This is a genomic window from Bradyrhizobium sp. MI1.7 (genome assembly GCF_055811795.1).
In genome coordinates this window covers 1-26360 of record NZ_JBVVPO010000070.1, presented here as the reverse complement: position 1 = coordinate 26360, position 26360 = coordinate 1, and the positions used below count along the sequence as shown (strand labels likewise).

The following is a 26360-nucleotide window of genomic DNA, read 5'->3' as shown; positions in this document are numbered from 1 at the left end:
TGGTTCTGTCGCACAGAACCAGCAGGCTTTCAGGCCCTTACTTCTTCTCGTTGGGATCCCGGTGGACGGGGTCGATCCACAGCACGGTCTCGGGCTTCTCGACCGGCTCGATGTCGAGGTTGATCGCGACCGCCTCGCCGTCGCTGCGCACCAGCACGCATTCCAGCACCTCGTCCCGGCTGGCGTTGATCTCCTGATGCGGCACGTAAGGCGGGACGAAAATGAAATCGCCGGGGCCGGCCTCCGCGGTGAATTGCAGGCTCTCGCCCCAGCGCATCCGCGCCTTGCCCTTCACCACGTAGATGACGCTTTCGAGATGGCCGTGGTGATGCGCACCGGTCTTGGCGTCCGGCTTGATGCTGACCGTGCCCGCCCACAATTTCTGCGCGCCGACGCGTGCGAAATTGATCGCGGCCGCGCGGTCCATGCCAGCCGTCGACGGCACGTTGGTATCGAGCTGATTGCCGGGAATGACGCGCACACCGTCATGTTTCCAGCGATCGTCATGATCGTGGTCATGGTGGGAATGCGTGTGGTCATGGCCGGTCATGGGACTTGCTTTCTGTTGGTTCCGTGCGCGGCAAGCTAACCAAAGCGGGCCTATCAAGCCATACCCAAAATCGGAACTCTCGTAGTCGGCAGGCGTTGTTTTCGCGAGCCAACTGGAAGGAGAGTTTCATGGGTAGCACGAGCGACAAGATCAAGGGCACCGCCAACGAGGCCATCGGCAAGGCCAAGCAGGGCATCGGTGAAGCCACCGGTTCCGATCGCCTGAAGGGCGAAGGCGTGGTCCAGGAAGTGAAGGGCAAGGGCCAGCAGGCCATGGGCGACGCCAAGGACGCCGCGAAGGAAGCAATCGATCGCGCCGCGGCTGCGGCAAAGCGCGCGGCGGAGTGACCGGCGTCAATCTGAAAGCGAAAAGACCGGCCGCGAGGCCGGTCTTTTTGTTTTGCGCTGATCTCTATCCGTCATGGCCGGGCCTGTCCCGGCCATCCACGTCTTGGCTGCACGAAGGAAAGAACGTGGATGCCCGGGACAAGCCCGGGCATGACGACGTAGGTTCACTTCACCGCGAGCAATTCCACGTCGAACATCAATGTCGCGTTCGGCGGGATCACGCCACCGGCGCCGCGCGCGCCATAGCCGAGCTGCGGCGGGATGATCAGCGTGCGCTTGCCGCCGACCTTCATCGTGGCAACGCCCTCGTCCCAGCCGGCGATGACGCGGCCCTTGCCGATCGGAAACTCGAACGGCTCGTTACGGTCGACCGACGAGTCGAATTTCTTGCCCTTCTGGCCGTTCTCGTAGAGCCAGCCGGTGTAATGCATCACGCAGATCTGGCCGGGTTTCGGCGAGGCACCGGTGCCGACAACGTTATCAATGGTCTGCAAGCCTGAGGCTGTGGTCATGGGTTTTCCTGCGGTCTGGGCCGAGGCCGTGGTGGAAACGAATGTCGACACGCTGCCGATCACGGTGATCGCAAGTGCCGACATGATGGCGAAGAGTGCGCGCTGGAAACGCTGCATAAGAGACCTTCCGTTTGAGGCGGAAGGTGTCTAGCGCAACGAAGCAATCGTTTCCAGCCCTCGGCCCTTAATAGCCCAGCGCGCAGCCGTCCTTGCGCGGATCGGAACCGCCGGTGAGCGTGCCCTTGTCCCAGTCGATCCAGATCGCCTGGGCGCCGCCGAGCGGGCCGACCACGCTGGTGGTCTTGTGGCCGAGCTTCTTCAGGCCTTCGACGATATCGGCAGGCACGCTGTCCTCGAGCTGGTACTGGCCCTCGTAGTGCAGACCGCGCGGCATGTCGATCGCCTCCTGCACGTCGCAGCCATAGTCGAGGATGTTGGTCACCACGTGAGTCTGGCCGACCGGCTGATATTGTCCGCCCATCACCGCGAACGGCATTACGGAGCGGCCGCCCTTGGTGAGGAGGCTCGGCATGATCGTGTGCAGCGGGCGCTTGCCCCCGGCGATGCAGTTGGGATGGCCGGGCTGGATGCGGAAGCCGCCGGCGCGGTTCTGGAACAGCACGCCGGTCTTGTTCGAGACGATCGCCGAGCCGAAGGAATGCGCGATCGAATTGATGAACGAGCAGACGTTGCGGTCCTTGTCCACGACCGTGATGTAGATGGTCGAGGGATTCATCGGTGGCGCGACGTTCGGCAGGTCGAGCATGCCGTCCATGCGGATCCTGCTGATGTACTCGTCGGCAAAGCCCTTCGCGAGCATTTCGGCGACGTCGATCTTCATATGCTCGGGATCGGCGACATGCATCTCGCGATTCATATAGGCGATGCGCGCGGCTTCGGCTTCGAGATGGAAGCGCTCGATGCTGAGCGGCGCGTACTTGGTCAGGTCGAACCGCGACAGGATGTTGAGCATCAAGAGCGCGGTGACGCCCGGGCCGTTCGGCGGGCACTGCCAGACGTCGTAACCCTTGTAGTTGGTACCGATCGGCGTCGTCGTCTCGGTGGTGTGGGCGGCGAAATCGTCGAGCGTGTGCAGGCCGCCGATCTCCCTGAGGGTCTCGACCATATCCTCCGCGATCGCGCCCTTGTAGAAGGCGTCGCGGCCGTCCTTGGCGATCGCGCGCAGCGTCTTGCCGAGCTCGGCCTGGCGGATGACGTCGCCGGCGACCGGCGGCTTGCCGCCCGGCAACAGGTAACGCACGGTGTTGGTGCCACCCTTCAGCTTCTCGAACTGGTTCTTCCAGTCGAAGGCGATGCGCGGGGCGACGACGTAACCCTCTTCCGCCGCCTTGATCGCGGGCTGCAGCAGGCGGTCGAAGCCGAACTTGCCGTGATCGCGCAGCACGGTCGCGAAGGCGTCGATCACGCCGGGGATCGAGACCGCATGCGCCGAGGTCAGCGGCACGGAATTGATCTTGCGCTCGAGATACCAGTCGGCGTTCGCCGCCTTCGGGGCCCGGCCGGAGCCGTTATAGGCGATGATCTTGCCCTCGCCGCGCGGCTGGATCAGCGCAAAGCAGTCGCCGCCGATGCCGGTCGATTGCGGCTCGATCACGCCGAGCAGCGCCGAACCCGCCACCGCCGCGTCCACCGCCGTGCCGCCCTCGCGCAGCACCTCGATCGCGGCCAGGGAGGCCTGCGGATGCGAGGTCGCGACCATCGCGTTGGTGGCGTGGACCGTGGATCTGCCGGGGAAATGGAAGTTTCTCATCGAAGTTTTGCTCTCTCAGGGCTCTCTTGGGGGCTCTCTTGGGCCGTCGGCGCGGAGGGCGCGCCGTCTCGGAAAAACCGGGCCTACATGACACATTCCAGCCCGCCGGGGCAATGCTGGCATACCAGCGAAATAGCTGCCATCCGCTGGGCGTATAGACCTTTTGCCGTCCGGGGCCATGCGGGTTTTCTGGGCGGCGGCCGCCTGCTAAACGAGCCGCCATGATCCACAAGGTCGCCGCCTTTTACCAATTCGCCGCCCTGCCCGATTATCGCGAGCTACGCGAGCCGTTGCGCGCGTTCTGCGCAGGCCTCGCGCTCAAGGGCAGCGTGCTGCTCGCCCAGGAAGGCATCAACGGCACGATTGCGGGTGCGCCCGAGGCGATCGACGCCTTCGTCCACGAGCTCGCCCACGGCGCCCTGCTCGGCGGCCGGCTGAACAATCTCGAGCTGAAATTCTCGACCGCCGAAGCGATGCCGTTCGGCCGGCTCAAGGTGCGGCTGAAGAAGGAGATCGTTACGCTCGGCGACGAGGCCGCCGATCCGACGCAGCAGGTCGGCACTTACGTCGAGGCCGCCGAATGGAACGCACTGATCGCCGCGCCCGACACGCTGGTGCTCGACACCCGCAACGCCTTCGAGGTGGCGATGGGCACGTTCGAGGGTGCGGTCGATCCCGAGATCAAGAGCTTTGGCCAGTTCAAGGATTTTGCCGCCGAGCAGCTCGATCCGGCAAAGCACCGCAGGATCGCGATGTTCTGCACCGGCGGCATCCGCTGCGAGAAGGCGAGCGCGCATCTGCTCGCGCGCGGCTTTGCTGAGGTCTATCACCTCAAGGGCGGTATCCTCAAATATCTCGAAGAGGTGCCGGAGGCGCAGAGCCGCTGGCGCGGCGAATGTTTTGTATTCGACGAGCGCGTCGCACTCAGTCATGGCTTGCGCGAACGGGGCCTCCGCGAACAGGAATTGGGGCACGACCGTGACGAGTGACATCAAGACGCTGGGCGAGCGCATCGACACGCTGGAGACGCGCATCGCCTATCAGGACGATACGATCGAGACGCTCAACCAGACGATCACCGCGCAATGGAAGCAGATCGACGCGCTGACGCGGAAGATCGCGGAGCTCGGCGAGCGACTTCAGGAAGCCGAGACGAATGCGCCGGGCCCCGCCAACGAGCCCCCGCCGCATTATTGAGGATGATGAGCTACAGCCCTGACGCCTTCGGCAGCAGGCTCGCCACCTCGACCGACATCATCAGGCGGTCGCGCCCACCCTGCTTCGCCGCATAGAGCGCCTGATCGGCAGCCTCGACGAGCGAGCCCACGCCGGCGGTGCGTTCCAGCGCGGGCCGGCAGGCCGCGCCGCCGAGCGAAGCGGTGACGCAGCCCGACGCGTGATTGGTGCTGTGGACGAGGCCGGCCTCGCGGATCGCCCGGCGGATCCGCTCGCCGATCCGCGCGCAGCCGGCGGCATCGGTGTTCGGCAGCAGCATGGCGAATTCCTCACCGCCGTAGCGCGCAGCCAGATCTCCGGCGCGCTGCATCTCGGCCGCGATGACCTTCGCCACCACGCGCAGACAGGCATCGCCTGCGGGGTGGCCGTATTCGTCGTTGTAGGCCTTGAAGTGATCGACGTCGATCATCAGCAAAGCGAGGCTGGAGCGGTCGCGATAGGCGCGCGCCCATTCCTCCTTCAACCGTTCGTCGAAGCGGCGGCGGTTGGCGAGCCCGGTGAGGCTGTCCTCGATCGCGAGCGTCTCGAGCCTGGTCTCAAGCTTCTTCTGCTCGGTGATGTCGCGCGAGATCGCGACCACCCCGTCGACGTTGCCGTTTTCCTTGCGCGTCACCCGCATGGTCGATTCGAGCCAGACTTCCGAGTTTTGCCGATGCGCGTTGCGATAGGTGACGCGCGCCTCGTCCTTTTCGCCACGCTTCATGGCATCGACGAGCGCCTGGACCTGCGGCCGATCATCCGCATGGATGCCGGCGAGCGCCGGCGTTCCGATCAGCTGATTGGGCCGCCAGCCGACGACGCGGACCGACGAGGGCGAGACATAGCGCAGCCGCTCGTCGAGCCCGATGCGGGTCACCATGTCGCTGGAGCCTTCCGCGAGCAGGCGGAAATGCGCCTCTTTCTCGACCAGGGCCGCCGCCATGCGCTGGCCCCGCTGCAACTGCCGCACCAGCACCGCGCCGATGACCGCGATCAGCACGACCAGCGCGAGCACGTAGAGCATGCGGGAGATCGCCGCGGCTCGCCAGGGCGCCAGCAGCTCGGCCTTGTCGACCATGGCAAGCAGGACGAGCGGATAACGGCCAGAGCGCTTGAAGAAGCTGACGCGCTCGGCGCCGTCCAGCGGCGACCTGAAATGGTATGCGCCGCCCGGCTGCTGCAGGCTCGCGTCGCGGAATAGCGGGGTGTCGGCGACGCTGCGGCCGACGAACCTGTCGTTGCTTGGATTGCGCGCGATGATCATGCCGTCTCCATGCACGAGCGCCACGGAGCTGTTGCGGCCGAGCTCGAACTGCTCGTAGAAATGCGCGAGATAGTTCGCGCTGATGGTCGCAAGCACGACGCCGCCGAAGCTGCCGTCCTGCTTGTTGAAGCGGCGCGACAGGGTGACGACCCATTCGCCATCGAGCTGGCTCCGCACCGGATGGCCGACATGAGGCTCCCGTTTCGGGGAGAGCTGGTGATGACGGAAGAAGGCGTCGTCGCTGAGCGTCGAGCCGATCGTGCCCGGCGAGGTCAGCCAGTTGCCATGGTCGTCGATGATGGCGAGGCTGTGAATGCGCGCGATCGCCTTCTTGCGTGCCTCCAGCAAATTCCTGAGCTTGGCGATCGTGGCGGGTTCGGCGCCGTCCATCTCCAGTCGGCTGACGACGCCGACGACGCCGGAATCCAGCAGGTCGAGGCTGTCCTCCGCATGCTGCGTCAGCGAGCGCGCAACATTCGCCATCTCGGTCTCGGCGCCCTTGAGCACGGCATCGCGCGCGGCCCATTCACGCCAGCCGCTGACGCCGAGGATGGTCGCACAAGTGAGCACGACGAACGCCGCCGCGCGCAACGGCAGGCGGCTCCATCCGGCTCTTTGTGAGGCGACGGTCATGCGGCAGAAATCTCCGATCGCCGGAACTTCCACCGCTTCTGTTATTGAACCCTGAAACGCTTGAGGACATTCGCAGCGTTATGCGGGTTTTCCCGTACTCCTACGGACTGGAGCGTCGTTGGATCGCTAACAATGCGTTAGCGACCCTATCGGAAACCGAGCGCCCCGGCGCTCGCTGAACGTCGGCCTTAGCTGAAGATCGACTTAACCTTGTCCCAGAGCGAGGGACTGTCGGCGTCCGCATCGGCCTTCGACGGTGTCGGCTGCGCAGCGCTGACCGGATCGGACGCAGGGAAACTGTCCTCCAGCCCGGCTTCAAGCTTGGTATGGCGATCGGCGGCCAGCGCCTTGCCAAGATCATCAGCGTGCTTGTCGTGCGGCGCGGGATTGAATGTCTCAGCCATGGAGTCCTCCTCGATTGGGAGGTCAACGCGGCGCATTTGCGGTGGTTCCACTGTTCCGCTCCGGCTTCCGGCAGTGTATCAGGAACCTCAATCTTGATAGGACCGTCCGTGCCCCAGTCTGCGACAAAGCCCTTCATCGACGTGCTCTCCGGCCAGCGCCAGGCTACCCCGCCCATGTGGATGATGCGGCAGGCCGGGCGCTATCTGCCGGAATATCGCGAGGTGCGGGCCAAGGCCGGCGGCTTCCTCGATCTCTGCTTCAACCCGGAGCTTGCCGCCGAAGTCACGCTGCAGCCGATCCGCAGGTTCGGCTTCGATGCGGCGATCATCTTCTCGGACATCCTGGTGATCCCCTATGCGCTCGGCCGTTCCGTGCGGTTCGAGGTGGGCGAGGGTCCGCGGCTGGAGCCGCTGGATGATCCCGCAAAAGTCGCGACGCTCGCCGCGCACGCCGACTTCAGCAAGCTCAAGCCGGTGTTCGAAGCGCTCAGGCTCGTGCGCGGTGCGCTCGATCCCAAGACCGCACTGATCGGCTTCTGCGGAGCGCCGTGGACGGTGGCGACCTACATGGTCGCAGGCCAAGGCACGCCCGACCAGGCGCCGGCGCGGATGATGGCCTACCGGCATCCGGAGGCGTTTGCGAAAATCATCGACGTGCTGGTCGAGAACTCGATCGAATATCTGCTGGCGCAGCTCGCGGCCGGTGCCGATGCGTTGCAGATCTTCGACACCTGGGCCGGCGTGCTGCCGCCGGCCGAGTTCGCGCGCTGGTCGGTCGAGCCGACCCGGCGCATCGTCGAAGGCGTGCGCGCAAAAGTGCCCGATGCGAAGATCATCGGTTTTCCGCGCGGCGCCGGCGCGCAACTGCCGGGTTATGTCGAAGCGACCGGCGTGAATGCCGTCAGCATCGACTGGACCGCCGAGCCGGCCTTCATCCGCGAGCGCGTGCAGAGCCGCGTCGCCGTGCAGGGCAATCTCGATCCGCTGGTGCTGATCACGGGCGGCGCGGCGCTCGACCGCGCGGTGGACAACGTGCTGGCGAACTTTGCGCAAGGGCGCTTCATCTTCAATCTCGGCCACGGCATCCAGCCGGAAACGCCGATCGCCCATGTCGAGCAGATGTTGAGGCGCGTGCGGGGCTAAATTGTTGCGTCCCGGAGGGGAGCGGAAACAAAAACCGCGAAAACAACCCCATGCACAGTAGAGAGACCACGCCCGATCAATGACTTAGAGGGCACTGAAATCAGATGCGCAGTCATCGCACTGGATTGCGCCGACGTTTGACACGTCGGGCAAAACAGGAGCACGATGGCATCATCCCGCCGATTGCGATTTCACAGGCCAGCTAGCGCGGCCGGCTGCGCTCGATGATCTCGGCGGCGCCCTTCGTCAGCAGCTCCAGCCCCACTGCACGGCCGAGCTCGCGCGGGCGGTTGGCGGGGCCCGTGTGCGAGGCTTCGATGATGGTGTTGCCGGAGAGGTCGAGCACGGACGCCGTCAGCGACATCTGATCGCCTGCGATGGTCGAAAAACCCGCCACCGGCGAATTGCAATGGCCGTTGAGCACCCACAGCACCTCGCGCTCGGCATCGGCAGAAGCGTGCGCGGAGGGATCGTCGATCGATGCCAGGATCTGCCGCGTCTGCCAGTCCTGCGCGGCGCATTCCACGGCGACGATGCCCTGCCCTGCCGCGGGCAGCATCTCCGCCGCGGAGAATTCATAGGCGATGCGGTGAGAGAGGCCGACGCGGTCAAGGCCGGAACGCGCCATGATCAGCGCGTCGGCGGGACCAACCGCGCCGCCATCCGGCAACTTCTGCTTCTCGCCATTGTCGAGTTTTCGCACGCGCGTGTCGGCGGCGCCGCGGAAGTGGATCACTTCGACATCAGGAAACAGCCGCCGCGCATAAGCGGCGCGACGCACGGCGTTGGTGCCGATCTTGAAACCCTTGCCGCGCGACTGGCGCAGCGCTTCCAGCGTCACGCCATCGCGCAGCACCAGTGCGTCACTCGGGGGATCGCGCGATAGCGTAGCGCCGATGACGAGGCCGGGCGTGTCCTCGTTGCCGGGCATGTCCTTCAGCGAATGCATCGCGGCCTGCAATTCGCCGGAGAGCACGGCAGCGCGGATCTGCGCCACGAAGGCGCCGCCCTTGCCGCCATGCGGCAGCAGCTTGCTGGTCTGGTCGAGATCGCCCGTGGTGTCGAACTTGACGATCTCGACGTCGAGATCGGGCATGGCGGCGGTCAGGCGGCGCGCAATCTCTTCCGTCTGCGCCAGCGCCATCGCGCTCTTGCGTGTGCCGATCTTCAGTCGCGTAGCCAAGTCGAATGTCCTTTCAGCGCAATGTTTATCGCGCATCCTCCAATATCATGTCGGAGGCCTTTTCGGCGATCATGATGATCGGCGCGTTGGTATTCCCCGACACGAGGTCCGGCATGATCGAACCGTCGACGATGCGAAGGCCTTCGAGCCCCCTCACCTTCAGCCGCTGGTCCACCACCGCCAGCGCGTCATTGCCCATACGACAGGTCGAGGTCGGATGGTAGATGGTGCTGCCGCGCTCGCGGCAATAATCGAGCAGCTCTCCATCCGTGGATACCTTTGCGCCAGGATCGTACTCGCTGACCACGAACGGCTTCAGCGCCGGCGCATTCAGGATCTTGCGCAGGATCTTCAGACCTTCGACATTGGTGGTGCGGTCGGTCTCGGTGGACATGTAGTTGATGCGGATTTCTGGCGGCACGGTCGGGTCCGCGCTTTTGATGCGCAAGGAGCCGCGGCTTTCCGGCCGGAGCTGGCACACCGACGCCGTGAACCCGGAAAAATCATGCAGCCTCTCGCCCATCTTGTCGGTCGAGAACGGCAGGAAGTGCACCTGGATGTCGGGCGAGGCCAGCCGCGGACTGGTCTTGAAGAAGGCGCCGGCCGTGCCGGCCGCGATCGTCAGCCAACCCTTCCGGAACAGCGCATAGCGCGCACCGGCCAACGTGCGGCGGAACGGATTATTGACGGTGTCGTTGAGCGTGATCTTCTGCGAGCAACGCATCACGATGCGGACCTGCATGTGGTCCTGGAGATCGTGGCCGACGCCCGGCGCGTCCAGCACGACATCGATTCCGTGCTTGCGCAGGAGATCGGCAGGCCCGACGCCGGAGAGCTGAAGGAGCTGCGGCGAGTTGTAGGCGCCGCTCGACAGCACGACCTCCTTGCGCGCGCGGGCCCGGCGCACGGTTGTGCCTTGCCGATATTCGACGCCGACCGCGCGGCGTCCCTCGAACAGCACGCGCTGGCCGAGCGCCTCGGTCTCGACCTTGAGATTGCTGCGCGTCTTCGCGGGTCCAAGATAGGCCACCGCCGTCGAGGCACGGCGGCCGTTGCGCGTCGTGGTCTGGAACAGGCCGACGCCCTCCTGCGTGGCGCCGTTGAAATCGGGATTGTAGGGCAGACCGGTCTCGACCGCGGCTTCCATGAAGGCCTTCGACAGCGGATCGGTCACGACCATGTTGGACACCGGCAGCGGGCCGCCGCTGCCGTGATATTGATCGGCGCCGCGCGCCTGGTTCTCGGCCTTCTTGAAATAGGGCAGCACGTCGTCATAGCCCCAGCCGGTGTTGCCGTGCTGGCGCCAGCGATCGTAATCCTCGTGCTGGCCGCGGACATAAAGCAGGCCGTTGATCGAGCTCGATCCGCCCAGCGTCTTGCCGCGCGGCTGGAACACCTGGCGCCCCTTCAATTCGGGCTCCGGCTCGGTCTGGTACATCCAGTTGACGGTCTTTTCCTTGAACAGTTTTCCGTAGCCGAGCGGCACGTGGATCCAGATGTTGGAATCCTTAGGTCCCGCCTCGAGCAGCAGCACGCTGTGCTTGCCGTTCGCAGACAGCCGATTGGCGAGCACGCAGCCGGCAGAGCCGGCGCCGACGATGATGTAGTCGAACTCAGGATCGGACGGCGCGAGGGAGGAATTTGCGTTCATGCGCTACTGTTCTTCTTGTTGGTGGGCGTTTCCGGTTCGTCACTAGCACAATCATGCGCGCAGACGCAGCGCCTCGACCAGTGACTTGAACGCACGGGCATATTCCGCCCCTGCCCTTGCGATATCCGTGCGCCCGGCGCAGGCGACCGCCGCCTCCGTCACCGCGCCGAGCAGCAGCCGCGCCAGCGGCTCGACCGGTTGCTTTGCGATGAGGCCGGCCTCCATCGCCACCGACAGCGCGCGCGGCATCTTACCGCCAAAATGCTGCGCGTCGATCTCCCGCCAGCGCTCCCAGCCGAGCACGGCCGGGCCGTCGCGCAGGATGATCTGACCTGTCGGGCCCTTGGCGGTCGCCGCAAAGTAATGCTGCGTGCCGGCGACCATCGCGGCGAGCACGTCCTTCTCGGCGCGCGCGGTGCGGTCGATCTCGGCGACGAGATCGCGCGAGACAGAATCGAACACCGCTTCGAACACCACCTCCTTGGTCTTGAAGTGATGATAGACCGCGCCCTTGGCAACGCCCGCGGCCGCCGCGATGTCGTCCACGGTGGTCGCGGCAAAGCCCTGCGTCCCGAACAGGCGCCGCGCCTCCGTCAGGATCGCCTCGGATGTCGCCGCCCGCCGCTCCGCCTGCTTTGCCATCGCTCCCGTCTAGTCCAATTCGTCGCACCCGGCCAGTTGACTTTTCGACTACCGGTCGGTATTTACCGACTATCAGTCGGTTTTAATCGTGAGGTGCGCCATGCCGAGCCGTGACGTCGTCGAAGCTTTTGCGAAGCGGTTGGAGGATGGGGAGTTTGTCGAAGCGATCGAGCAGTACTACACGTCCGATGCCGCGACCTATGAGAACAACGCCGCCCCGACAGTCGGCCGCGACAAGCTCGTCGCCAAGGAGCGCGGCGTGCTCGCGGCCTCCAGGAAGGTCAAGGCCGTCCGCATCGGGCCGAGCCTGATCGAGGGCGATCACGTCGCGACACGCTGGCGGTTCAGCTTCACCAATGCCGAAGGCGTCGTCCGAACGCTGGATGAGATCGCGTGGCAGACCTGGCAGGGCGATCAGCTGATCGAAGAACGGTTCTATTATGATCCGAAGCAGCTCGGGCGGTGACGTTCGGCACATTTGGCAACAGAGCGGGCTGGCAGCCTCCTCGCGGCCATCCTTCGAGACGCCCGCCTTCAGCGGGCTGCTCAGGATGAGGCCTGCTCCGCGGCAACATCTTAGACCCTCATGGTGAGGAGCGCAGCCTTGCGGCGCGTCTCGAACCATGAAGGCCGAGCGCGTTCTGCGATCGGCCCACTGTTACAACCGTAACGCGGGGCGCCGCATTTGTATCGATTTGTTATCGATACCCTCGCTTGAACACGCAGAAGTGGCCATGGCGATCGTGGCCAGCGGGGATAATTCATATTTCGTCAAAGGTTTGCAGCGAATCCTCCTGATCGAGCCGGACAAACGGCCCATGCTGCTAGGCCCTGGAATGCGGACTCAAACGACCAGCTATTTCGCGCGGCTGTTCGCCGGCGATCTGTCGGCCTTTGGCGGTCCTGCAACCGACGAAGCCGTCGCCGGACATATCCGCGCCGATCAGATGTCACTGGTGCTCGGCTACTCCGTCGGCATCATGCTTGCCAATGCCTGCAACGCGGCCGTACTCGCCATCGCGCTCTGGCATTCGCCGGACTGGAAGTTTGCGTTGGCCTGGGCCGCGATCGTGGCCGGCGCCGCGATCGCGTTCGGCCTGCAATCCCACGCCTCGCGCCGGATCACAAAACCGCAATTCGTTTCGCGTCGGGCGATGCATCGGCTGGTGCGCAACGCCTTCGTGCTCGGCGTTGCCTGGGGCATCGTCCCGGTCGCCTTCTTCGCGAATGCCGCGACCGGCGGCCAGCTCGTCATCACCTGCCTTTGCTCGGGGATGCTGGCCGGCGGCGCACTAGCCTTCGCCACGATCCCGATTGCGGCCATCGCTTTCACGAGCCCCATCTTCGTCGGCATCGCCATCTGCCTCGGCCGCGACGGCGATCCCGCCTATGTGCTGATGGCCGTCCTGGTGGTGGTTTACGGCAGCGTGCTGCTGCGTGCGGTGTTCGTCAATTCATTCGCTTTCGCGCGGCGCGTGATCCGGCAGATCGAGGCCGAGCGCACGGTCCGGCAGGATCCCCTCACGCTGTTGCCCAACCGCTTCGCCTTCAACGAGACGCTCGAAGCCGCGCTCCGGCGGATGGCCCTGTCCGGCGAGGAATTCGCGGTGCTCCTGCTCGACCTCGACCGCTTCAAGGAAGTCAACGACAAGTTCGGCCACCCCGCCGGCGACGAATTCCTGATCCAGGTCGCAGGCCGGCTGCAACGCTGCACGCGCGCGGCCGAGCACGTCGCGCGAATTGGCGGCGACGAGTTCGCGCTGGTGATGGCCAATCTGGCACGGCCGGAGGATGCGCTCGAGATCGCCGAACGCTTCGTCGCGGCCTTCGACGAACCGTTCCAGATCGAGGGCCGCCAGATCGCCGGCGCGACCAGCGTCGGCATCGTGCTGGCGCCGCGCGACGGCACCACGCAGCTCGACATCATGAAGAATGCCGACGCGGCGCTGTATCGCGCCAAGAAAGCAGGTCCCGGCACGGTCTGCTTCTTCGAGGAAGCCGATGACAGGGTGTCACGCGATCGCAAGGCGCTGCAAGCGGACCTCGAAGGCGCCATCGCCAGAGACGAGCTGTTCCTGGTGTTCCAGCCGTTCCTCGATCTCGGCGAGAACCGCATCACCGGCTTCGAGGCGCTGCTGCGCTGGCAGCATCCCCGGCGCGGACTGGTGCCGCCGAGCGAATTCATCCCGATCGCCGAGGAGACCGGGCTGATCCACGAGATCGGCGAATGGGTGATCCGGCGTGCCTGCGCGACGCTTTCGGACTGGCCGGAGGACATCAGGGTCGCCGTGAACTTCTCCGCCGCGCAGTTTCACAGCACCGGCATCCTCCAGACCATCGTGCAGGCGCTCGCGGACGCGAAGGTCGCCCCGCACCGGCTCGAGGTCGAGATCACGGAATCGATGCTGCTGTCGAAATACGGCTCCGCGGCGTCAATCCTGAACGCGCTGCTCGAGCTTGGCATCACGGTGGCGCTAGACGATTTCGGCACCGGCTTCTCCTCGCTCACCTATCTGCGCAAGCTGCCGTTCAGCCGTATCAAGATCGACCAGTCCTTCATCCGCGACATGCTGGTGCAGCCCGACTGCGCCGCGATCGTGAAGTCTGTGATCTCGCTGGCGCGCGACCTGCGCATCGGCGTGGTTGCGGAAGGCGTCGAGACCGCCGACCAGCTCGAGTTTCTGCGCCAGTTCGGTTGCGACGAAGCGCAGGGCTATCTGATCAGCCGGCCGGTGTCGGCCGATGGCGTTCTGGCGCTGTTGAACACGAAAAAGCTGCGAGCGACTTACGCGGCGTAGGGAAATACTCGCAAATGTGAGGCGGTCCGCTTCCAGGGGTGAAGCAGACTCGCGCAGGGCAGAATTTCTTCAAGCCACCCTTTGCAAATGAATCACTGCCAGGCAGTTCTGCATCCCGCGCCAGTCTTCGCGGTCATAGGGTTGGTCTGCATCCCTGACCTAAGGCTGTCCGCTGTTTTGAGACCGTTTCCGAGTGTTTCGGCGCGCTACCACTCTCAAGACGGCTTGCCGTGTCGGCCCCATTAAGCAACACTTGCCTCATTTCAAAGTAATTATTTTTGAGGGGCATCATCATGCCTGAGATATTTGAAGTCGTGCTGTGGTGTGCCGCGCTTGCGACATGGTTGATGCTTCTCTTCGCCCTCGTGAGCAAGACCCTGAAACAGCTCTCAAAGAGCATCCGCCGCGCGATAGAGGAAGCTTTCAAGCCCGACTTGAAGTGATCTCGGCTACGATGCCCGATCGAAACTGAACCGGCCCGCCCCGGTGACGAAGATCAACATCGCGCCTCCCATGATCGAGACATTCTTCAGGAAGTGGTTGTATTGACCGATCTGCTGCGCACCCGCGGGATACTCCCAGTAGCGGTGCGCAATAGCCGTTGCCGCCAATACGAACACAAACGTCAGAATTGCGCAGTAGCGCGTACCGACGCCCAATATCAAACCAACGGATATCAATACTTCCAGTACGATGTTCGTCATCGTGAACAGCTCGGGTGCTGGAAGATTCAGGGACCTGAAATACCCCACAGAGCCGCTGAAGTTGGATATTGCTCCATACGCGCTTCCGACGAATACCCACGCGAGGAGAATGCGGCCGATTAAAATCAGCGCGTCAGCTCGCCCTGTGGCGAACGCATCGACTGCCAGCGAGACAGAATTGGATTTCATGGCAGAACCTCCACCCTTGCTGTCCAAGACCGGCTGAACGCATCTATTGCCGAGAGCAAGCCTATCATGATTGGTGGACCGCACGAAGCGCTCTTGCCGGCCCATTGACGCTGCAAAGCCCGCTTCGTCACCGCCCTTAGCTGCCTCGCCAGGACGACCTGCACCCGCCCGCTCCGAAAGTAGGGCGGATGCGCGAGCCTTCAGGCTGATCGCGGTTTCCGAGTACGCCTTCCAGCTCCGGTCAGACCGCATCTTCCCGGAGCAGCGTGTCCACGGTGATGGTACCGCGGGCGCGGGAGACGCAGGCGCAGATCTTCTGATTGCTTTGCTTCTGGTGATCGCTGAAGAAGACGTCGCGATGATCGATCTCGCCGTCGACCTCGACCACGTCGATGGCGCACAGGCCGCATTCGCCGCGCTTGCAATCGTACATCACGTCGTGTCCGCTGGCATTGAGCACATCAAGCATCGAGCGCTCGCGCGGGATTTCGAGCTCGACATCGGTCCCCTTCAGGCGCACGCGAAACGTCTCGGTCGGCAGCGTGCCGCTGGAGCCGAAGGTCTCGTAGCGGAGATCGGGAAGCGGATGGCCGGCGCCGATCCAGGCGTGGCGCGCGGCATCCAGCATCCTCATCGGGCCGCAGAACAGCGCCAGCGCACCTTGCGGCAATGATCCGAACAGCGCATCGAGGTCGAGCCGCCGGCCCTCGTCGCTCGCGTGAACGACCAGGCACTCACCGAGCATTTTGGCGAGATCGTCGAGATAGGCGGCATCGGTGCGCGAGCGGACGGCATAATGCAGCGTGACATCAGCGCCGCGACGCGCCAGCGCCTGTGCGGCACCAAGGATCGGCGTGATGCCGATGCCGCCGGCGATCAGGCAATAGTTTTCGCGCGTCCAGTCGACCGCGAGCAGCGACGCCGGCCGGGTGATGTCGAGCCGGGCGCCCGGCGCGAGCTGCCACATATAGCGCGAGCCGCCGCGGGAATCCTCGACGCGGCGCACCGCGATCCGCAAGCCGCGCGAGGACGCCTCGCCGACCAGCGAATAGGATCGCGTCTCCGGCAGGCCGTCGATGGTCATGCTGATATTGATGTGGCTGCCGACCGGATAGGCTGTGCCGTCGAACTGATCCGGCAGGATCAGGAATTCGCGGATGCCCGGCGCAAGATCGCGCGTCGCGACGAGCGTTGCCGGAATCCAGGTTTCGATGAAGCGCATGGTGACAGCCCTAGTCGGTTGCGGTCCTGATCAGCGCGAGCGCCGGCAAGAGGTCGAGATGGGTGCGGTTGCGCAGCGCAAGCCGCAGGTTTCGCACTGCGAGGCGCGCGTGCTCGCGCATCACGGCTTCGGCGCGGGCGCCTTCGCGGTTCTCGATGGCGTCGATCACGACGCGATGGTGCTCCTGCCCGATGATCAGAATCTGCTGCGCCTCGGGCAGCGCCGATTGCGCCATCACGAAACCGCTGGGCGAGGCGAACGGCAGCGCCGAGGCGCGGTCGATCTGCCGGATCAGCGGCGGGCTGCGCGACAGTTCCGTGAGCAGTGCGTGGAAGCGCGCGTTCAGCGTGACATAGGATGAGAACGCGTCGACCGAGATCGGCACCTGGCGCAGCAATTCGTCAATTGCGGCAAGGCACTCCTTCAGCGGCTCGAGCTCGCGTGCGGAAACGCCGCGCTCGGCGGCGAAGCGGGCGGCGAGCCCTTCGAGCGTGCCACGCAGCTCGATGGAATCGGAGATGTCGCGTTCGGAAAACGCCTTCACCATGAAGCCGCCGGAGGGAATCGCCTCCAGCAGGCCTTCCTCCTCGAGCCGCACCAGCGCCATGCGCACCGGCGTGCGCGAGGCGCCGGTCGTCTCCACCGCCTGCAGCTCGGAGATGCGCTCGCCGGGCCGTAAGCGACCCGACAGGATCTGGTCGCGCAGCGCGAGCTGCGCCTTCACGGTCTGCGAGACGGAGCGGTCGACCTCTCGCTCGGGCGCTGCTTTCACCTGGCCTACTCCGCGGCCTGGAGCTGCTGCGGCGGGTTTTCCTTCGCCACCATCCTGTCGATCAGCTTGCGCGTCCACATCGCACCGGCATCGATGTTGAGGTTGTAGAAGATGCGATCGGGGTTCTCGTCCATGGCGCGCTGCTGCGCCTCGAGGATCAACTCGTCCTCGTGGAAGATGCCGGAGACACCCTCGCGGATCTCGGTGGTGATGCGCTGCTCGCCGATCTGATAGTTGCGGACGAACGCCCAGAAATAGTGGCAGGTCTTCTCGGTCTCCGGCGTAATGGTGTTGAGCACGAAGCCGTTGACGCCCTGCGAGCGGTCGCCTTCCGGCGCGCCGGTGCCCGTCGGCGCCACGCCGACATCGATCGCGATCGTGCACGGGGCTTCGAAGCGGATGATCTGCCAGCGGTCGACGAGGCCGGGCCTGCCGAGCTGCTTGGCCCAGAACGGCGGCGCCTCGATGCCGCGCATCCAGCGCGTCACCGTCACCGTCTTCTCGCCGTGGGTGACGTCGAACGGCGCCTCGGCGACCGCATCGTTGCCGATCGAGGAGCCGTGCACGAAAGTCTCGTGGGTGAGGTCCATGAGATTGTCGAGCACGAGGCGGTAGTCGCAATTGACGCGGATGGTCTTGCCGTCGCCGGCCCAGGCCGGATCGTGATTCCAGTGCATGTCCGGCACCAGCGCGGGATCGGCCAGCGCGGGATCGCCCATCCAGAGCCAGATGTAACGATGACGCTCGACCACGGGATAGGCGCGGACGCAGGCCGACGGATTGATGGTCTCCTGCGAGGGCATGAAGGTGCAGCGCCCCTGCGAATTGTATTTCAGGCCGTGATAGCCGCAGACGACGGTGTCGCCTTCCAGCCGGCCCTTGGACAGCGGCACCAGGCGGTGCCAGCAGGCATCCTCCAGCGCGGCCACCGAGCCATCGGCCTTGCGGTACATCACGACATGCTTGCCGCAGATCGTCCGCGGCAACAGCGCCGGCTTGACGTCGGCGTCCCACGCCGCGGCGTACCAGGCGTTCATCGGGAAGGGTTTCGTCACGGGTCGCTCTCCCAAGGCTTATGTATGCGTTATGTATACAATAGCGGAGGGATAGAATCGTTCAAGGGCAAATCTGGCGTATTTAAATACCTATTATCTTGATGATGTATACAATTATACCGAAATGTCTTCCCCGCGAAGGCGGGGAATCCAGTACGCCGCGGCTCCTCCGCATCACGGCACGGCCGCGGCGTACTGGATCACCCGCTTTCGCGGGTGATGGCAGCGGAGAATGCGGAAAGCACTTCCTCGGAGCAGCAACCGAAGAGCCGTACTGGGCTTGGTGCCCTACGCCCCGAACACCTTCTTCAACCCCGCCTGGGCCTCTTCCTGAATCCGCTTCAGGTGCTCGGTGCTGCGGAAGCTTTCCGCGTAAATCTTGTAGACGTCTTCGGTCCCTGACGGCCTTGCGGCGAACCAGCCGAAATCGGTTTCGACCTTGATGCCGCCGAACGGCTGGCCGTTGCCCGGCGCCTTGCTCAGCGTGGCGCGGACGGGATCGCCGGCGAGGTCCTTGAGACCGAGCTGCTCGGGCGTGACGGACTTGAGGATGTTCTTCTGGGGCGCGGTGGCGGCGACGTCGATACGCGCGTAGTGGGGCACGCCAAGTTCGGCAGTGAGATCGCCGAAGAGCTGGCTGGGATCGCGGCCGGTCTTCGCCATGATCTCGGCTGCGAGCAGGCCGAGGATGATGCCGTCCTTGTCGGTGGTCCACACCCCGCCGTCGCGGCGCAGGAACGAGGCCCCTGCACTCTCCTCGCCGCCGAAGCCGAAGCCACCCGTGAGGAGGCCGTCGACGAACCATTTGAAGCCGACCGGCGTTTCGACCAGCCTGCGGCCGAGCTTCTTGGCGACGCGGTCGATGATCGAGCTCGACACCACGGTCTTGCCGATCGCGGCATCCTTGCCCCAGTTCGGCCGGTTCGCGAACAGATAGGAGATCGCGGTCGCAAGGTAATGGTTCGGATTCATCAGGCCGCCGGTGCGCGTCACGATGCCGTGGCGGTCGGCATCGGTGTCGTTGGCAAAGGCGACGTCGAAGCGGTCGCGCATCGCGATCAGGCTCGCCATCGCGTAGGGCGAGGAGCAGTCCATGCGGATCTTGCCGTCCCAGTCGACGGTCATGAAACGGAAGGTCGGATCGATCGCCTCGTTCACAACGGTGGCCTTCAGGCCGTAGCGCTCGATGATCGGATGCCAGTAATGCACGGCGGCGCCGCCGAGCGGATCGATGCCGATATTGATGCCGGCGGATTTGACGAGATCGAGATCGACGACATTGCCGAGATCGGCAACGTAGGGCGTGATGAAGTCGTAGGCGTGCACATTCGCGGATTTGCGCGCCTTGGCGTAGTCGATGCGCTTCACGCCCTTGAGGCCGTCGGCGAGATAGGCGTTGGCGCGCTTCTCGATGACAGAGGTCGCGTCGGTGTCGGCCGGCCCGCCATGCAGCGGATTGTATTTGTAGCCGCCGTCTTCGGGGGGATTGTGCGAGGGCGTGACGACGACGCCGTCGGCGAGGCCCGAGGTGCGGCCCTTGTTGTAGGTCAGGATCGCGTGCGAGATGACAGGCGTCGGGCTGTAGCCGCCGTCCTTGTCGATCATGATGTCGACGCCGTTGGCGGCGAACACCTCGACGGCGCTGACCAGCGCCGGCTCGGCCAGCGCATGGGTGTCGATGCCGATGAAGAGCGGGCCGGTCAGGCCCTTTTCTGTTCTGTAATCACAAATTGCCTGCGTGGTCGCGAGGATATGGCCCTCGTTGAAGCTGTTCTTGAACGACGTGCCGCGATGGCCGGAGGTTCCGAACGCCACCCGCTGCGCGGGATCGCCGACATCGGGCTTGCCGGCGAAATAGGCCGTCACCAGCCGCGGAACATTGGTGAGCGCGTCCGGCGAGACCAGCTTGCCCGCCGCGGGGTCAACATCAGCCACTGAAATATCCTCGTCCTGTCGTGCAGAGTTTGTGGAATACCATAGCATCGGCCGGCCCCCCGCCAAGGGCACAACACGCGCGGCGGGCTGGCCGTTCCTGAGATCATGCTATGGTCTTTGAGATCGGGGCTTTTTCGAGTCGGGGCATGACGCTGTTTCACAGGCTCTTGGTTGTTCTGATGGCCTGGCTTGCGACGGCTGGCGTCGTGCCCAATGCGATGGCCGCGGAGTTCTACACGGAAGACCTGCGCATCCCGATGACGGAGGCCGGGCCGCAGGGGCTGGAGGCCTTTCTGGTCCGGCCGGCCGGAACGAAGCGCTATCCGCTCGCGCTGCTCAGCCACGGCTCGCCGCGCAGTTTCGACGACCGCGCGACGATGTCGGCGCACAAATATTACGGGATCGCGCTCGAATATGCCCGGCGCGGCTTTGCCGCGCTGATCGTGATGCGGCGCAGCTACGGCACCTCGCCCGGCGGACGCGTCGACAGCGTCGGCGGCTGCGCCAATGCCGCCTATCTGCCGGCGGCGGCGGTTGCGGTCGCGGATTTGCGCGCGGCGATCGACGCGATGGGTCGCAGGGCCGACGTCACGACATCGGGCATGATCGCGGCTGGCCATTCCGCCGGCGGGCTCGCCACCGTCGCGCTGACCGCGCAGGCACCGCCGGGTCTGATCGCCGCGATCAGCTTTGCCGGCGGCCGCGGCTCGCGCGATGACGACGACGTCTGCAACGAGGACGGGCTGGAGCGGGCCTTCGCCACATTCGGCAAGACCTCGCGCGTGCCGATGCTGTGGGTCTATGCGGCCAATGATTCGTTCTTCGGTCCCGATCTCGCGCGCCGCCTCTATGACGGATTTCGCGGCAATGGCGGTCACGCCAAATTCATTGCGGCGCCGCCTTACGGCGACGACGGTCACTATCTCTATTCGGTGGTGGGCCGCCCGCAATGGACGCCCTATCTCGACGCCTTCCTGCGCGAGCGCGGGCTCGGCCATGACATCCTGAGCCTTCCTGATCCGCTGCCGCCGCCGGGCCAGCTCAACGAGGCCGCGCGCGCCGAATTCTCGCGCTATCTCGCCAGCACCATGCCGCACAAGGCTTTTGCGGTGTCGCCGAACGGCGGTTACGGCTGGCGCTCGGGACGCACCACCGCCGACGACGCCCGGCGCGATTCGCTTAGCGCCTGCATGAAATGGTCGCCGACCTGCACGCTGTATGCGGTCGATGACCAGCTGGCCGGGGCGACGCAAAGGACATCGACGGATCAGAGCGCCCGCGCGCGATAGGCGCGAGGGTGATCGGGGCTTTCGACGGATGAGGCTAGAGCCGCTCGCTGAGCGCGAGCTTGTAGCCGACGCCGGTGACGGTCGCGATCACGGGCGTGCCGCTGCCGACGAGCTTGCGGCGCAGCCGCGCCACCAGCGCATCGACCGTGCGGATATCGACCTCGGCCTGGCGGTTGCTGACGACCTCGATCAGATAGTCGCGGCTGAGCGGCCGGCCGTCGGCGCCGACCAGGGCCGCGAGCAGGTCGAATTCGGCGCGCGTCAACGCCACCGGCTTGCCGTCGCTGCCGAGCAGCTCGCGCCGGGTCAGGTCGATGATCCAGTCGCCGAAGGCGATCGAATTGTGATTGCGCGCCGCCTTGCGGTCGATCGAGCGCCGCCGCAGCACGCTGCGCGCGCGCGCGAGCAGGTCGCGCAGATTGATCGGCTTGGTGACGTAATGGTCGCCGGCGATCTCGAGGCCGAGGATGCGATCGACGTCGGTGTCGCGGCGCGTCACGAAGATGATGCCGGCGTTGCTGGTCGCCTGGATCTCCTTGGCGAGCTCGAAGCCGTCGCCGTCAGGCAACTGCACGTCGAGGAAGACGAGATCGGTGCGCGAGCGCAGCGCCTGGCGGCATTCCGCGCAGGAGCCGGCGCCGACCACGTCGAAATTGTTCTCGCTGAAATAGCCGACCAGCATCGTCCGCGTCACGGGATCGTCTTCGACGACGATCAGCCGCTCGCGGCCGGCAGGCCTCAATTCCTGACGTGCGGAATCAACCACGTTGTTGGATGTCCTGTGTGCTTGTGGCGCGGCTTGAAAGTTCAAGTCGTCGCGCAGCGCACTGTCCTGTGAACGAACATTCACGACTTATTCGAGCCCCCGAAATTTGCCTGCTGGAATACTAGGCGTGTTGTGCTGCCCGAACAATATTGGTCATGGTATTGGCGTATTAAGTATGAATTGCCCCACAATTCTCATCGCGCGCATCATCATGCCGGCGTGGCGCGTGCGAGCGCCGACCGGGGCCCTCGACACCGCCGATCCCGTACATTCGGCATCGGACTCAACCGCTGGTTAACGTAAAGAAAGGCTTCGGCTTCGAAACAGCCGGCCGCGCCTCTATGGTCTCCGCTTGCAGATGCGAAACCACGGAGCAGGCGTGATGCAGGGGCAGGCCCGGTTGGCCGCCGAACGAACCGAGCAAGGTGCAACGCCTTTCGGCCGTTCTCACACGCTCGACGTCCTGCGCGGCCTCGCCATCGTCGGCGTGATGGCGATCCACGTCTCACAATCCTTTCCTTCAAAGATCCACGCCCTCGACTTCGCCTTCATGTGCGGCTGGACCGGCGTCAACGTGTTCTACTTCGTCAGCGCCATGACGATGTGCCTGATGTGGACGCAGCGCACCGAAACCGACCCGACGCGCAAATTCTACATCCGGCGCTTCCTGCGCATCGCGCCGCTGTTCTGGCTCGCGATCCCGCTTTACCTTGCCGTCAACGGCACGGGTCCCAGCTACAACGCGCCCAACGGCATCGGACCGCTCCAGGTGATCCTAACCACGACCTTCCTGCACGGCTTCTGGCCGGACAGCGTCAACAGCGTCGTGCCGGGCGACTGGTCGATCGCGGCGGAAATGACGTTCTATCTCGTCTTCCCCTTCGTGATCACGGCCTTCGGTTCGCGCCGCCATCTCTATCTTGCGCTCGCGATCGCGCTGCATCTCGTCAATGTCTGCCTGTTCAAGCCGTGGGCCTTCGCACTGTTCTCGGCCTATTATGGTCCCGGCCACGAAGCGTTCGTGTGGAACGCATTGCACATCAGCTTCCTGAACCAGCTGCCGGTCTTTCTCACCGGATGCGCGCTGTTCTTCGCGCTGCGCGACGGCTTTGCCAAGTCGGATGCCGCGATCGTTGCCGCCTTCATCGCGCTGTCCTTCATCGCCGATCGCGCCACCGGCTCGCATGAATTCAACTACCTGATGATCAACCTCGTGCTTGGCGCGCTGGTTGCAGGTTGCATCCGCCTCGCGATCCGCTGCCGGCCGATCGAGGCGCTCGGCCGCAACTCCTATTCGATGTACCTGTCGCACTTCGCGGTGATCTACGGCCTGCGCCAGATCTGGCCGCTTGCGGACGGACTGGTCTCGCTGCTGATCGTCTATGCCGTCACCGCCGCGCTGAGCTATCTCGTCGCACGCGCGACCTGGCATCTGGTCGAGCGACGCGCGCAGGATTTTGCGCATCGCCTGACGTCCGCGGGATCGGACCGGTCAACGATCCGGCCAACCATTGCTGCCACTGTGGCCGGTCTGCACTGACGCGCGACTTGTCTAGCTGACGCCTTCGAATCTAAAGTACGCCACGAACGATCTTCAGACACGCTGGGGCGGCGTGATCAGATCGACCGGCTTCACGCTGGAGTAGGCGCCATGGAAGTCATACTGCTCGGCACCGGCGGCCCACGCCCGGACCCGCGCCGCATGGCGACGACCACGCTGGTCAGGCTCGGCGAGGAGAATATCCTGTTCGACGCGGGCCGCGGCGTCATGGTGCAGCTCCACAAAGCCGGCGTGCCGCTCGGCGCCATCAACACGGTCTTTCTCACCCATCACCACTTCGACCACATCGGCGACCTCTACGACGTGATGCTGAATTCGTGGATGCATGGGCGCAAGGACGATCTGTGCATCTACGGTCCGCCCGATACCGAACGGCTCGTCAACACGCTGATCACACAGGTCTACGACAAGGACATCGCCTGGCGGGATCAGGGCGAGCCGACCTTTGGTGGCTGGAAGCCGGTCGTCGCGACGGACATCGTTCCCGGCCCCGTCCTCGACACCGGTCGCTGGAAGATCAGCGCCGAGCTCGTCTCACATGGCGACGGTCTCGACATGTCGCCGGCGTTTCTCGCGCGCTGGATGTGTCTCGGCTTCCGCTTCGAAGCCGAGGGCAAGGTCATAGCGATCTCCGGCGACACGGTCCCCTGCCCCGGTCTCGAGCGGCTGGCACAGGGAGCCGACCTGCTGGTCCAGTGCTGCTTTCTCGCGACGCCTGAGATCACCAACGACCACTTCCGCCGGCTCGCGAAATATACGCTCGCCTGCGGCGATACGGTCGGCAAGATCGCAGCCAAGGCCGGCGTCAAGAAGCTCGCGCTGACCCATCACCGGCCGCGCACTGACGATTCCATGCTGAACGCGCTTCTCGCGGACGTCCGCCGAGACTACGCAGGTCCCGTCGTGCTCGGCGAGGACCTCACGCGGATCGAGGTCTGAGAGCGACAGGCGCGCGAAGGCCTGCCTCAGGACGATCCGACCTCGATCCGGTACGACAGTTCTTCGTTCGCGCCGGCCGCGATGTGCATCAGACCCGGCTTGTCGCTAAACTCGCCTTCGAAACCGACGGGACTGGCATAGCCGCGCCAGGGCTCGATGCAGAGGAACGGCGCGCCTGTCGGTTTCGACCAGACGCCGAGCTCGCGAAAGCCGCGCCATGACATTTTGAGCCAGGGCCCGGCCCCCTGCCCGGCCGCATAGTGGACCGCATGACTGTTGACGGGGTCGAGGATGACGGCGTCATTGGTGAACAGGGATTCCGACAAAGGAAGCACGGTGCCTCTGACGGGGCTCGGATCCGTTGCCGCGAGCAGGAGTCCGCCCTCGACACGGCGAACCGGAGACGGCTCCTCGTTCGTGAACGTCAGCGCGTAGCTCTCCTTCGACATTCCAGGCTGAAGCGGCCAGTTGAAGGCGGGATGGCCACCGAGCGACACCGGCAATGTCTCCTTGCCAGTGTTCACGACCGTGAGCGAGAGATCGAGACCAGCGTCGTCGATCGCATAGGTGGCCGTCAGGCGAAATGCGAACGGATAGAGCGCGCGCGTTGTCTCGCTGTCTTCGAGCGCCAGCGTGCAACGGTTCTCGCCGCGCTCTACCCACGCGAACCGGCTGTCGCGCGCAAAACCGTGCTGGGTCATCCGGTAGGTCTTGCCCCGGTGCCGCATTTCGTCATTGGCGAGACGCCCGACGATCGGAAACAGCAGCGGCGCGTGGCGTGGCCAGGCCGGCCCCGCCTGCCAGACAAATTCGACACCGCTGCCTTCCTTCAACGAGCACAGCTCGGCGCCGTGTGCCTTGATGGTCGCGGTGAGCCCGCCACTGCGGATCGTGTGCGTGTCGTCGGTCATGACAATCTCCATCGCGGCAACGAGGCCAAACGCGGCGACCTGATGCGACCGGATCATATCGCATCAGAAACGATTTCGCCCGCCCCAGGATGAGGCGGGCGAAGCCGAACTTCAAACAACCAGCTTAGGCCTGGGACGATCGCCCGATGCTCTCGTAGGTGAAGCCGGCGGCTTGCATCTCTTCGGGCGGGTAGATGTTGCGGAGATCGACGACGACGGGCTGGGTCATGGCCGCCTTCAGCCGGTGGAGATCGAGCGCGCGGAACTGCACCCATTCGGTGACGATGACGAGCGCATCGGCGCCTTGCGCGCACGAATAGGCGTCCTCGCAATAGGTGATGTTCGGCAGCTCGCCCTTGGCCTGCTCCATGCCGACGGGATCGAAGGCCTTGACCGTCGCGCCCATGTCGATCAGGCCGGTGATGAGCGGGATCGACGGCGCATCGCGCATGTCGTCGGTGTCGGGCTTGAAGGTGAGGCCGAGCACGGCGATGGTCTTGCCGCGCAAGCTACCGCCGAGCGCTTGGCTGACCTTGCGCGCCATCGCGCGCTTGCGGTTCTCGTTGACGGCCAGCACGGATTCGACGATGCGCAGGCTCACGTCATAGTCCTGCGCGATCTTGATCAGCGCCTTGGTGTCCTTCGGGAAGCAGGAGCCGCCGAAGCCGGGCCCCGCGTGCAGGAACTTGGTGCCGATGCGGTTGTCGAGGCCAATGCCGCGCGCGACCTCCTGCACGTTGGCGCCGACCTTTTCCGAGAGATCCGCGATCTCGTTGATGAAGGTGATCTTGGTCGCGAGGAACGCGTTCGCGGCGTATTTGATCATTTCGGCGGTGCGGCGCGCCGTGAACATCAGCGGGGCCTGGTTCAGCGACAGCGGGCGATAGACGTCGCCCATCACCTT

The 26360-nt window shown here is 64.8% G+C and carries 27 protein-coding genes; 11 read left to right on the top strand and 16 right to left on the bottom strand.

Translation table 11 applies throughout. The annotated features are described in order from the left end of the window. Window positions 1-37: 37 nt before the first annotated feature. Entirely contained in the window at window positions 38-550 is a 513-nt protein-coding gene (locus AC0L3X_RS38420) for a cupin domain-containing protein (RefSeq protein ID WP_028148584.1), read from the bottom strand. A gap of 128 nt (window positions 551-678) precedes the next feature. On the opposite strand from AC0L3X_RS38420, the gene AC0L3X_RS38415 reads away from it, so the two are divergent. Beyond that, window positions 679-897, top strand: coding sequence for a CsbD family protein (locus tag AC0L3X_RS38415; protein WP_028148583.1), 219 nt, complete (start codon window positions 679-681; stop codon window positions 895-897). Window positions 898-1061: 164 nt separating this feature from the next. Here the strand turns inward: AC0L3X_RS38415 and AC0L3X_RS38410 are convergent, their stop codons facing one another. Further along, entirely contained in the window at window positions 1062-1460 is a 399-nt protein-coding gene (locus AC0L3X_RS38410; protein WP_354113368.1) for an FKBP-type peptidyl-prolyl cis-trans isomerase, read from the bottom strand. Here AC0L3X_RS38410 and AC0L3X_RS38405 point away from each other — a divergent pair. Further along, window positions 1408-1560 carry a hypothetical protein gene (locus tag AC0L3X_RS38405; protein WP_245343969.1) on the top strand — a complete coding sequence of 51 codons (153 nt, stop codon included), beginning with the start codon at window positions 1408-1410 and terminating at the stop codon, window positions 1558-1560. The two genes, AC0L3X_RS38410 and AC0L3X_RS38405, sit on opposite strands and share 53 nt — an antisense overlap. A 33-nt stretch (window positions 1561-1593) precedes the next feature. On the opposite strand, the gene ggt is transcribed toward AC0L3X_RS38405, so the two are convergent. After that, complete coding sequence (gene ggt, locus AC0L3X_RS38400) at window positions 1594-3180, bottom strand: gamma-glutamyltransferase (RefSeq protein ID WP_473317272.1); 1587 nt, start codon at window positions 3178-3180, stop codon at window positions 1594-1596. A 221-nt stretch (window positions 3181-3401) separates the two neighbouring features. Here ggt and trhO point away from each other — a divergent pair, with 221 nt between their 5' ends. Continuing rightward, window positions 3402-4169 carry an oxygen-dependent tRNA uridine(34) hydroxylase TrhO gene (gene trhO, locus AC0L3X_RS38395; RefSeq protein ID WP_354131846.1) on the top strand — a complete coding sequence of 256 codons (768 nt, stop codon included), beginning with the start codon at window positions 3402-3404 and terminating at the stop codon, window positions 4167-4169. Further along, window positions 4159-4377, top strand: coding sequence for a SlyX family protein (locus AC0L3X_RS38390; RefSeq protein WP_063985210.1), 219 nt, complete (start codon window positions 4159-4161; stop codon window positions 4375-4377). The genes trhO and AC0L3X_RS38390 overlap by 11 nt, the downstream gene beginning before the upstream one ends. A gap of 10 nt (window positions 4378-4387) precedes the next feature. Here AC0L3X_RS38390 and AC0L3X_RS38385 read toward each other — a convergent pair whose 3' ends face one another. Further along, window positions 4388-6292, bottom strand: a complete 1905-nt coding sequence (locus AC0L3X_RS38385) for a diguanylate cyclase domain-containing protein (protein WP_354131847.1) — start codon at window positions 6290-6292, stop codon at window positions 4388-4390. Window positions 6293-6480: 188 nt separating this feature from the next. After that, entirely contained in the window at window positions 6481-6696 is a 216-nt protein-coding gene (locus tag AC0L3X_RS38380) for a hypothetical protein (RefSeq protein ID WP_014497480.1), read from the bottom strand. 108 nt (window positions 6697-6804) lie between these two features. On the opposite strand from AC0L3X_RS38380, the gene hemE reads away from it, so the two are divergent. Further along, window positions 6805-7839, top strand: coding sequence for a uroporphyrinogen decarboxylase (gene hemE, locus AC0L3X_RS38375; protein WP_354131848.1), 1035 nt, complete (start codon window positions 6805-6807; stop codon window positions 7837-7839). Between the two features lie 202 nt (window positions 7840-8041). On the opposite strand, the gene hemC is transcribed toward hemE, so the two are convergent. The 3 genes from hemC to AC0L3X_RS38360 are packed head-to-tail and all read right to left on the bottom strand — an operon-like array spanning window position 8042 to window position 11315. Continuing rightward, a complete protein-coding gene (hemC, locus tag AC0L3X_RS38370; protein ID WP_166350112.1) occupies window positions 8042-9022 on the bottom strand; it encodes a hydroxymethylbilane synthase in 981 nt (326 codons plus the stop codon). Window positions 9023-9047: 25 nt separating this feature from the next. Then, window positions 9048-10673, bottom strand: coding sequence for a GMC family oxidoreductase (locus tag AC0L3X_RS38365; protein ID WP_354131849.1), 1626 nt, complete (start codon window positions 10671-10673; stop codon window positions 9048-9050). A 51-nt stretch (window positions 10674-10724) separates the two neighbouring features. Continuing rightward, the gene (locus tag AC0L3X_RS38360) at window positions 10725-11315 is read right to left on the bottom strand and encodes a TetR/AcrR family transcriptional regulator (RefSeq protein ID WP_085399119.1); all 591 of its coding nucleotides are present in this window, start codon (window positions 11313-11315) and stop codon (window positions 10725-10727) included. A 100-nt stretch (window positions 11316-11415) separates the two neighbouring features. Here AC0L3X_RS38360 and AC0L3X_RS38355 point away from each other — a divergent pair, with 100 nt between their 5' ends. The 3 genes from AC0L3X_RS38355 to AC0L3X_RS38345 all read left to right on the top strand — a co-directional run bounded on the left by AC0L3X_RS38355 (window position 11416) and on the right by AC0L3X_RS38345 (window position 14556). Then, a complete protein-coding gene (locus AC0L3X_RS38355; protein ID WP_085399120.1) occupies window positions 11416-11781 on the top strand; it encodes a nuclear transport factor 2 family protein in 366 nt (121 codons plus the stop codon). A gap of 370 nt (window positions 11782-12151) precedes the next feature. Beyond that, complete coding sequence (locus AC0L3X_RS38350; protein ID WP_354131851.1) at window positions 12152-14113, top strand: putative bifunctional diguanylate cyclase/phosphodiesterase; 1962 nt, start codon at window positions 12152-12154, stop codon at window positions 14111-14113. A gap of 293 nt (window positions 14114-14406) precedes the next feature. Then, window positions 14407-14556, top strand: coding sequence for a hypothetical protein (locus AC0L3X_RS38345; RefSeq protein ID WP_166084486.1), 150 nt, complete (start codon window positions 14407-14409; stop codon window positions 14554-14556). 6 nt (window positions 14557-14562) lie between these two features. Here the strand turns inward: AC0L3X_RS38345 and AC0L3X_RS38340 are convergent, their stop codons facing one another. The 5 genes from AC0L3X_RS38340 to pgm form a co-directional block, all read right to left on the bottom strand. Continuing rightward, window positions 14563-15006 carry a DoxX family protein gene (locus AC0L3X_RS38340; protein WP_071917677.1) on the bottom strand — a complete coding sequence of 148 codons (444 nt, stop codon included), beginning with the start codon at window positions 15004-15006 and terminating at the stop codon, window positions 14563-14565. Window positions 15007-15247: 241 nt separating this feature from the next. Further along, complete coding sequence (locus AC0L3X_RS38335) at window positions 15248-16228, bottom strand: PDR/VanB family oxidoreductase (protein WP_354131852.1); 981 nt, start codon at window positions 16226-16228, stop codon at window positions 15248-15250. Between the two features lie 10 nt (window positions 16229-16238). Then, on the bottom strand, window positions 16239-17000 hold the full coding sequence (locus AC0L3X_RS38330; RefSeq protein ID WP_028148569.1) for a GntR family transcriptional regulator: 762 nt from the start codon (window positions 16998-17000) through the stop codon (window positions 16239-16241). Window positions 17001-17005: 5 nt separating this feature from the next. Beyond that, window positions 17006-18055, bottom strand: coding sequence for an aromatic ring-hydroxylating dioxygenase subunit alpha (locus tag AC0L3X_RS38325; protein ID WP_354131853.1), 1050 nt, complete (start codon window positions 18053-18055; stop codon window positions 17006-17008). A 288-nt stretch (window positions 18056-18343) separates the two neighbouring features. Next, a complete protein-coding gene (gene pgm, locus AC0L3X_RS38320; protein WP_354131854.1) occupies window positions 18344-19990 on the bottom strand; it encodes a phosphoglucomutase (alpha-D-glucose-1,6-bisphosphate-dependent) in 1647 nt (548 codons plus the stop codon). A 146-nt stretch (window positions 19991-20136) separates the two neighbouring features. On the opposite strand from pgm, the gene AC0L3X_RS38315 reads away from it, so the two are divergent. Beyond that, window positions 20137-21279, top strand: coding sequence for an alpha/beta hydrolase family protein (locus tag AC0L3X_RS38315; RefSeq protein ID WP_354131855.1), 1143 nt, complete (start codon window positions 20137-20139; stop codon window positions 21277-21279). A gap of 34 nt (window positions 21280-21313) precedes the next feature. Here AC0L3X_RS38315 and AC0L3X_RS38310 read toward each other — a convergent pair whose 3' ends face one another. After that, complete coding sequence (locus tag AC0L3X_RS38310) at window positions 21314-22129, bottom strand: response regulator transcription factor (RefSeq protein WP_063979731.1); 816 nt, start codon at window positions 22127-22129, stop codon at window positions 21314-21316. A 298-nt stretch (window positions 22130-22427) separates the two neighbouring features. Here AC0L3X_RS38310 and AC0L3X_RS38305 point away from each other — a divergent pair, with 298 nt between their 5' ends. Both AC0L3X_RS38305 and AC0L3X_RS38300 read left to right on the top strand, forming a co-directional pair. After that, window positions 22428-23585, top strand: a complete 1158-nt coding sequence (locus AC0L3X_RS38305) for an acyltransferase family protein (protein WP_354131856.1) — start codon at window positions 22428-22430, stop codon at window positions 23583-23585. 111 nt (window positions 23586-23696) lie between these two features. After that, window positions 23697-24545 carry an MBL fold metallo-hydrolase gene (locus tag AC0L3X_RS38300; RefSeq protein WP_354131857.1) on the top strand — a complete coding sequence of 283 codons (849 nt, stop codon included), beginning with the start codon at window positions 23697-23699 and terminating at the stop codon, window positions 24543-24545. Between the two features lie 26 nt (window positions 24546-24571). Here the strand turns inward: AC0L3X_RS38300 and AC0L3X_RS38295 are convergent, their stop codons facing one another. Next, the gene (locus AC0L3X_RS38295) at window positions 24572-25456 is read right to left on the bottom strand and encodes an aldose 1-epimerase family protein (RefSeq protein ID WP_354131858.1); all 885 of its coding nucleotides are present in this window, start codon (window positions 25454-25456) and stop codon (window positions 24572-24574) included. Window positions 25457-25580: 124 nt separating this feature from the next. After that, window positions 25581-26360 (bottom strand): UDP-glucose dehydrogenase family protein (locus AC0L3X_RS38290; RefSeq protein ID WP_473317265.1); only part of this gene is annotated, 780 nt, incomplete at its 5' end.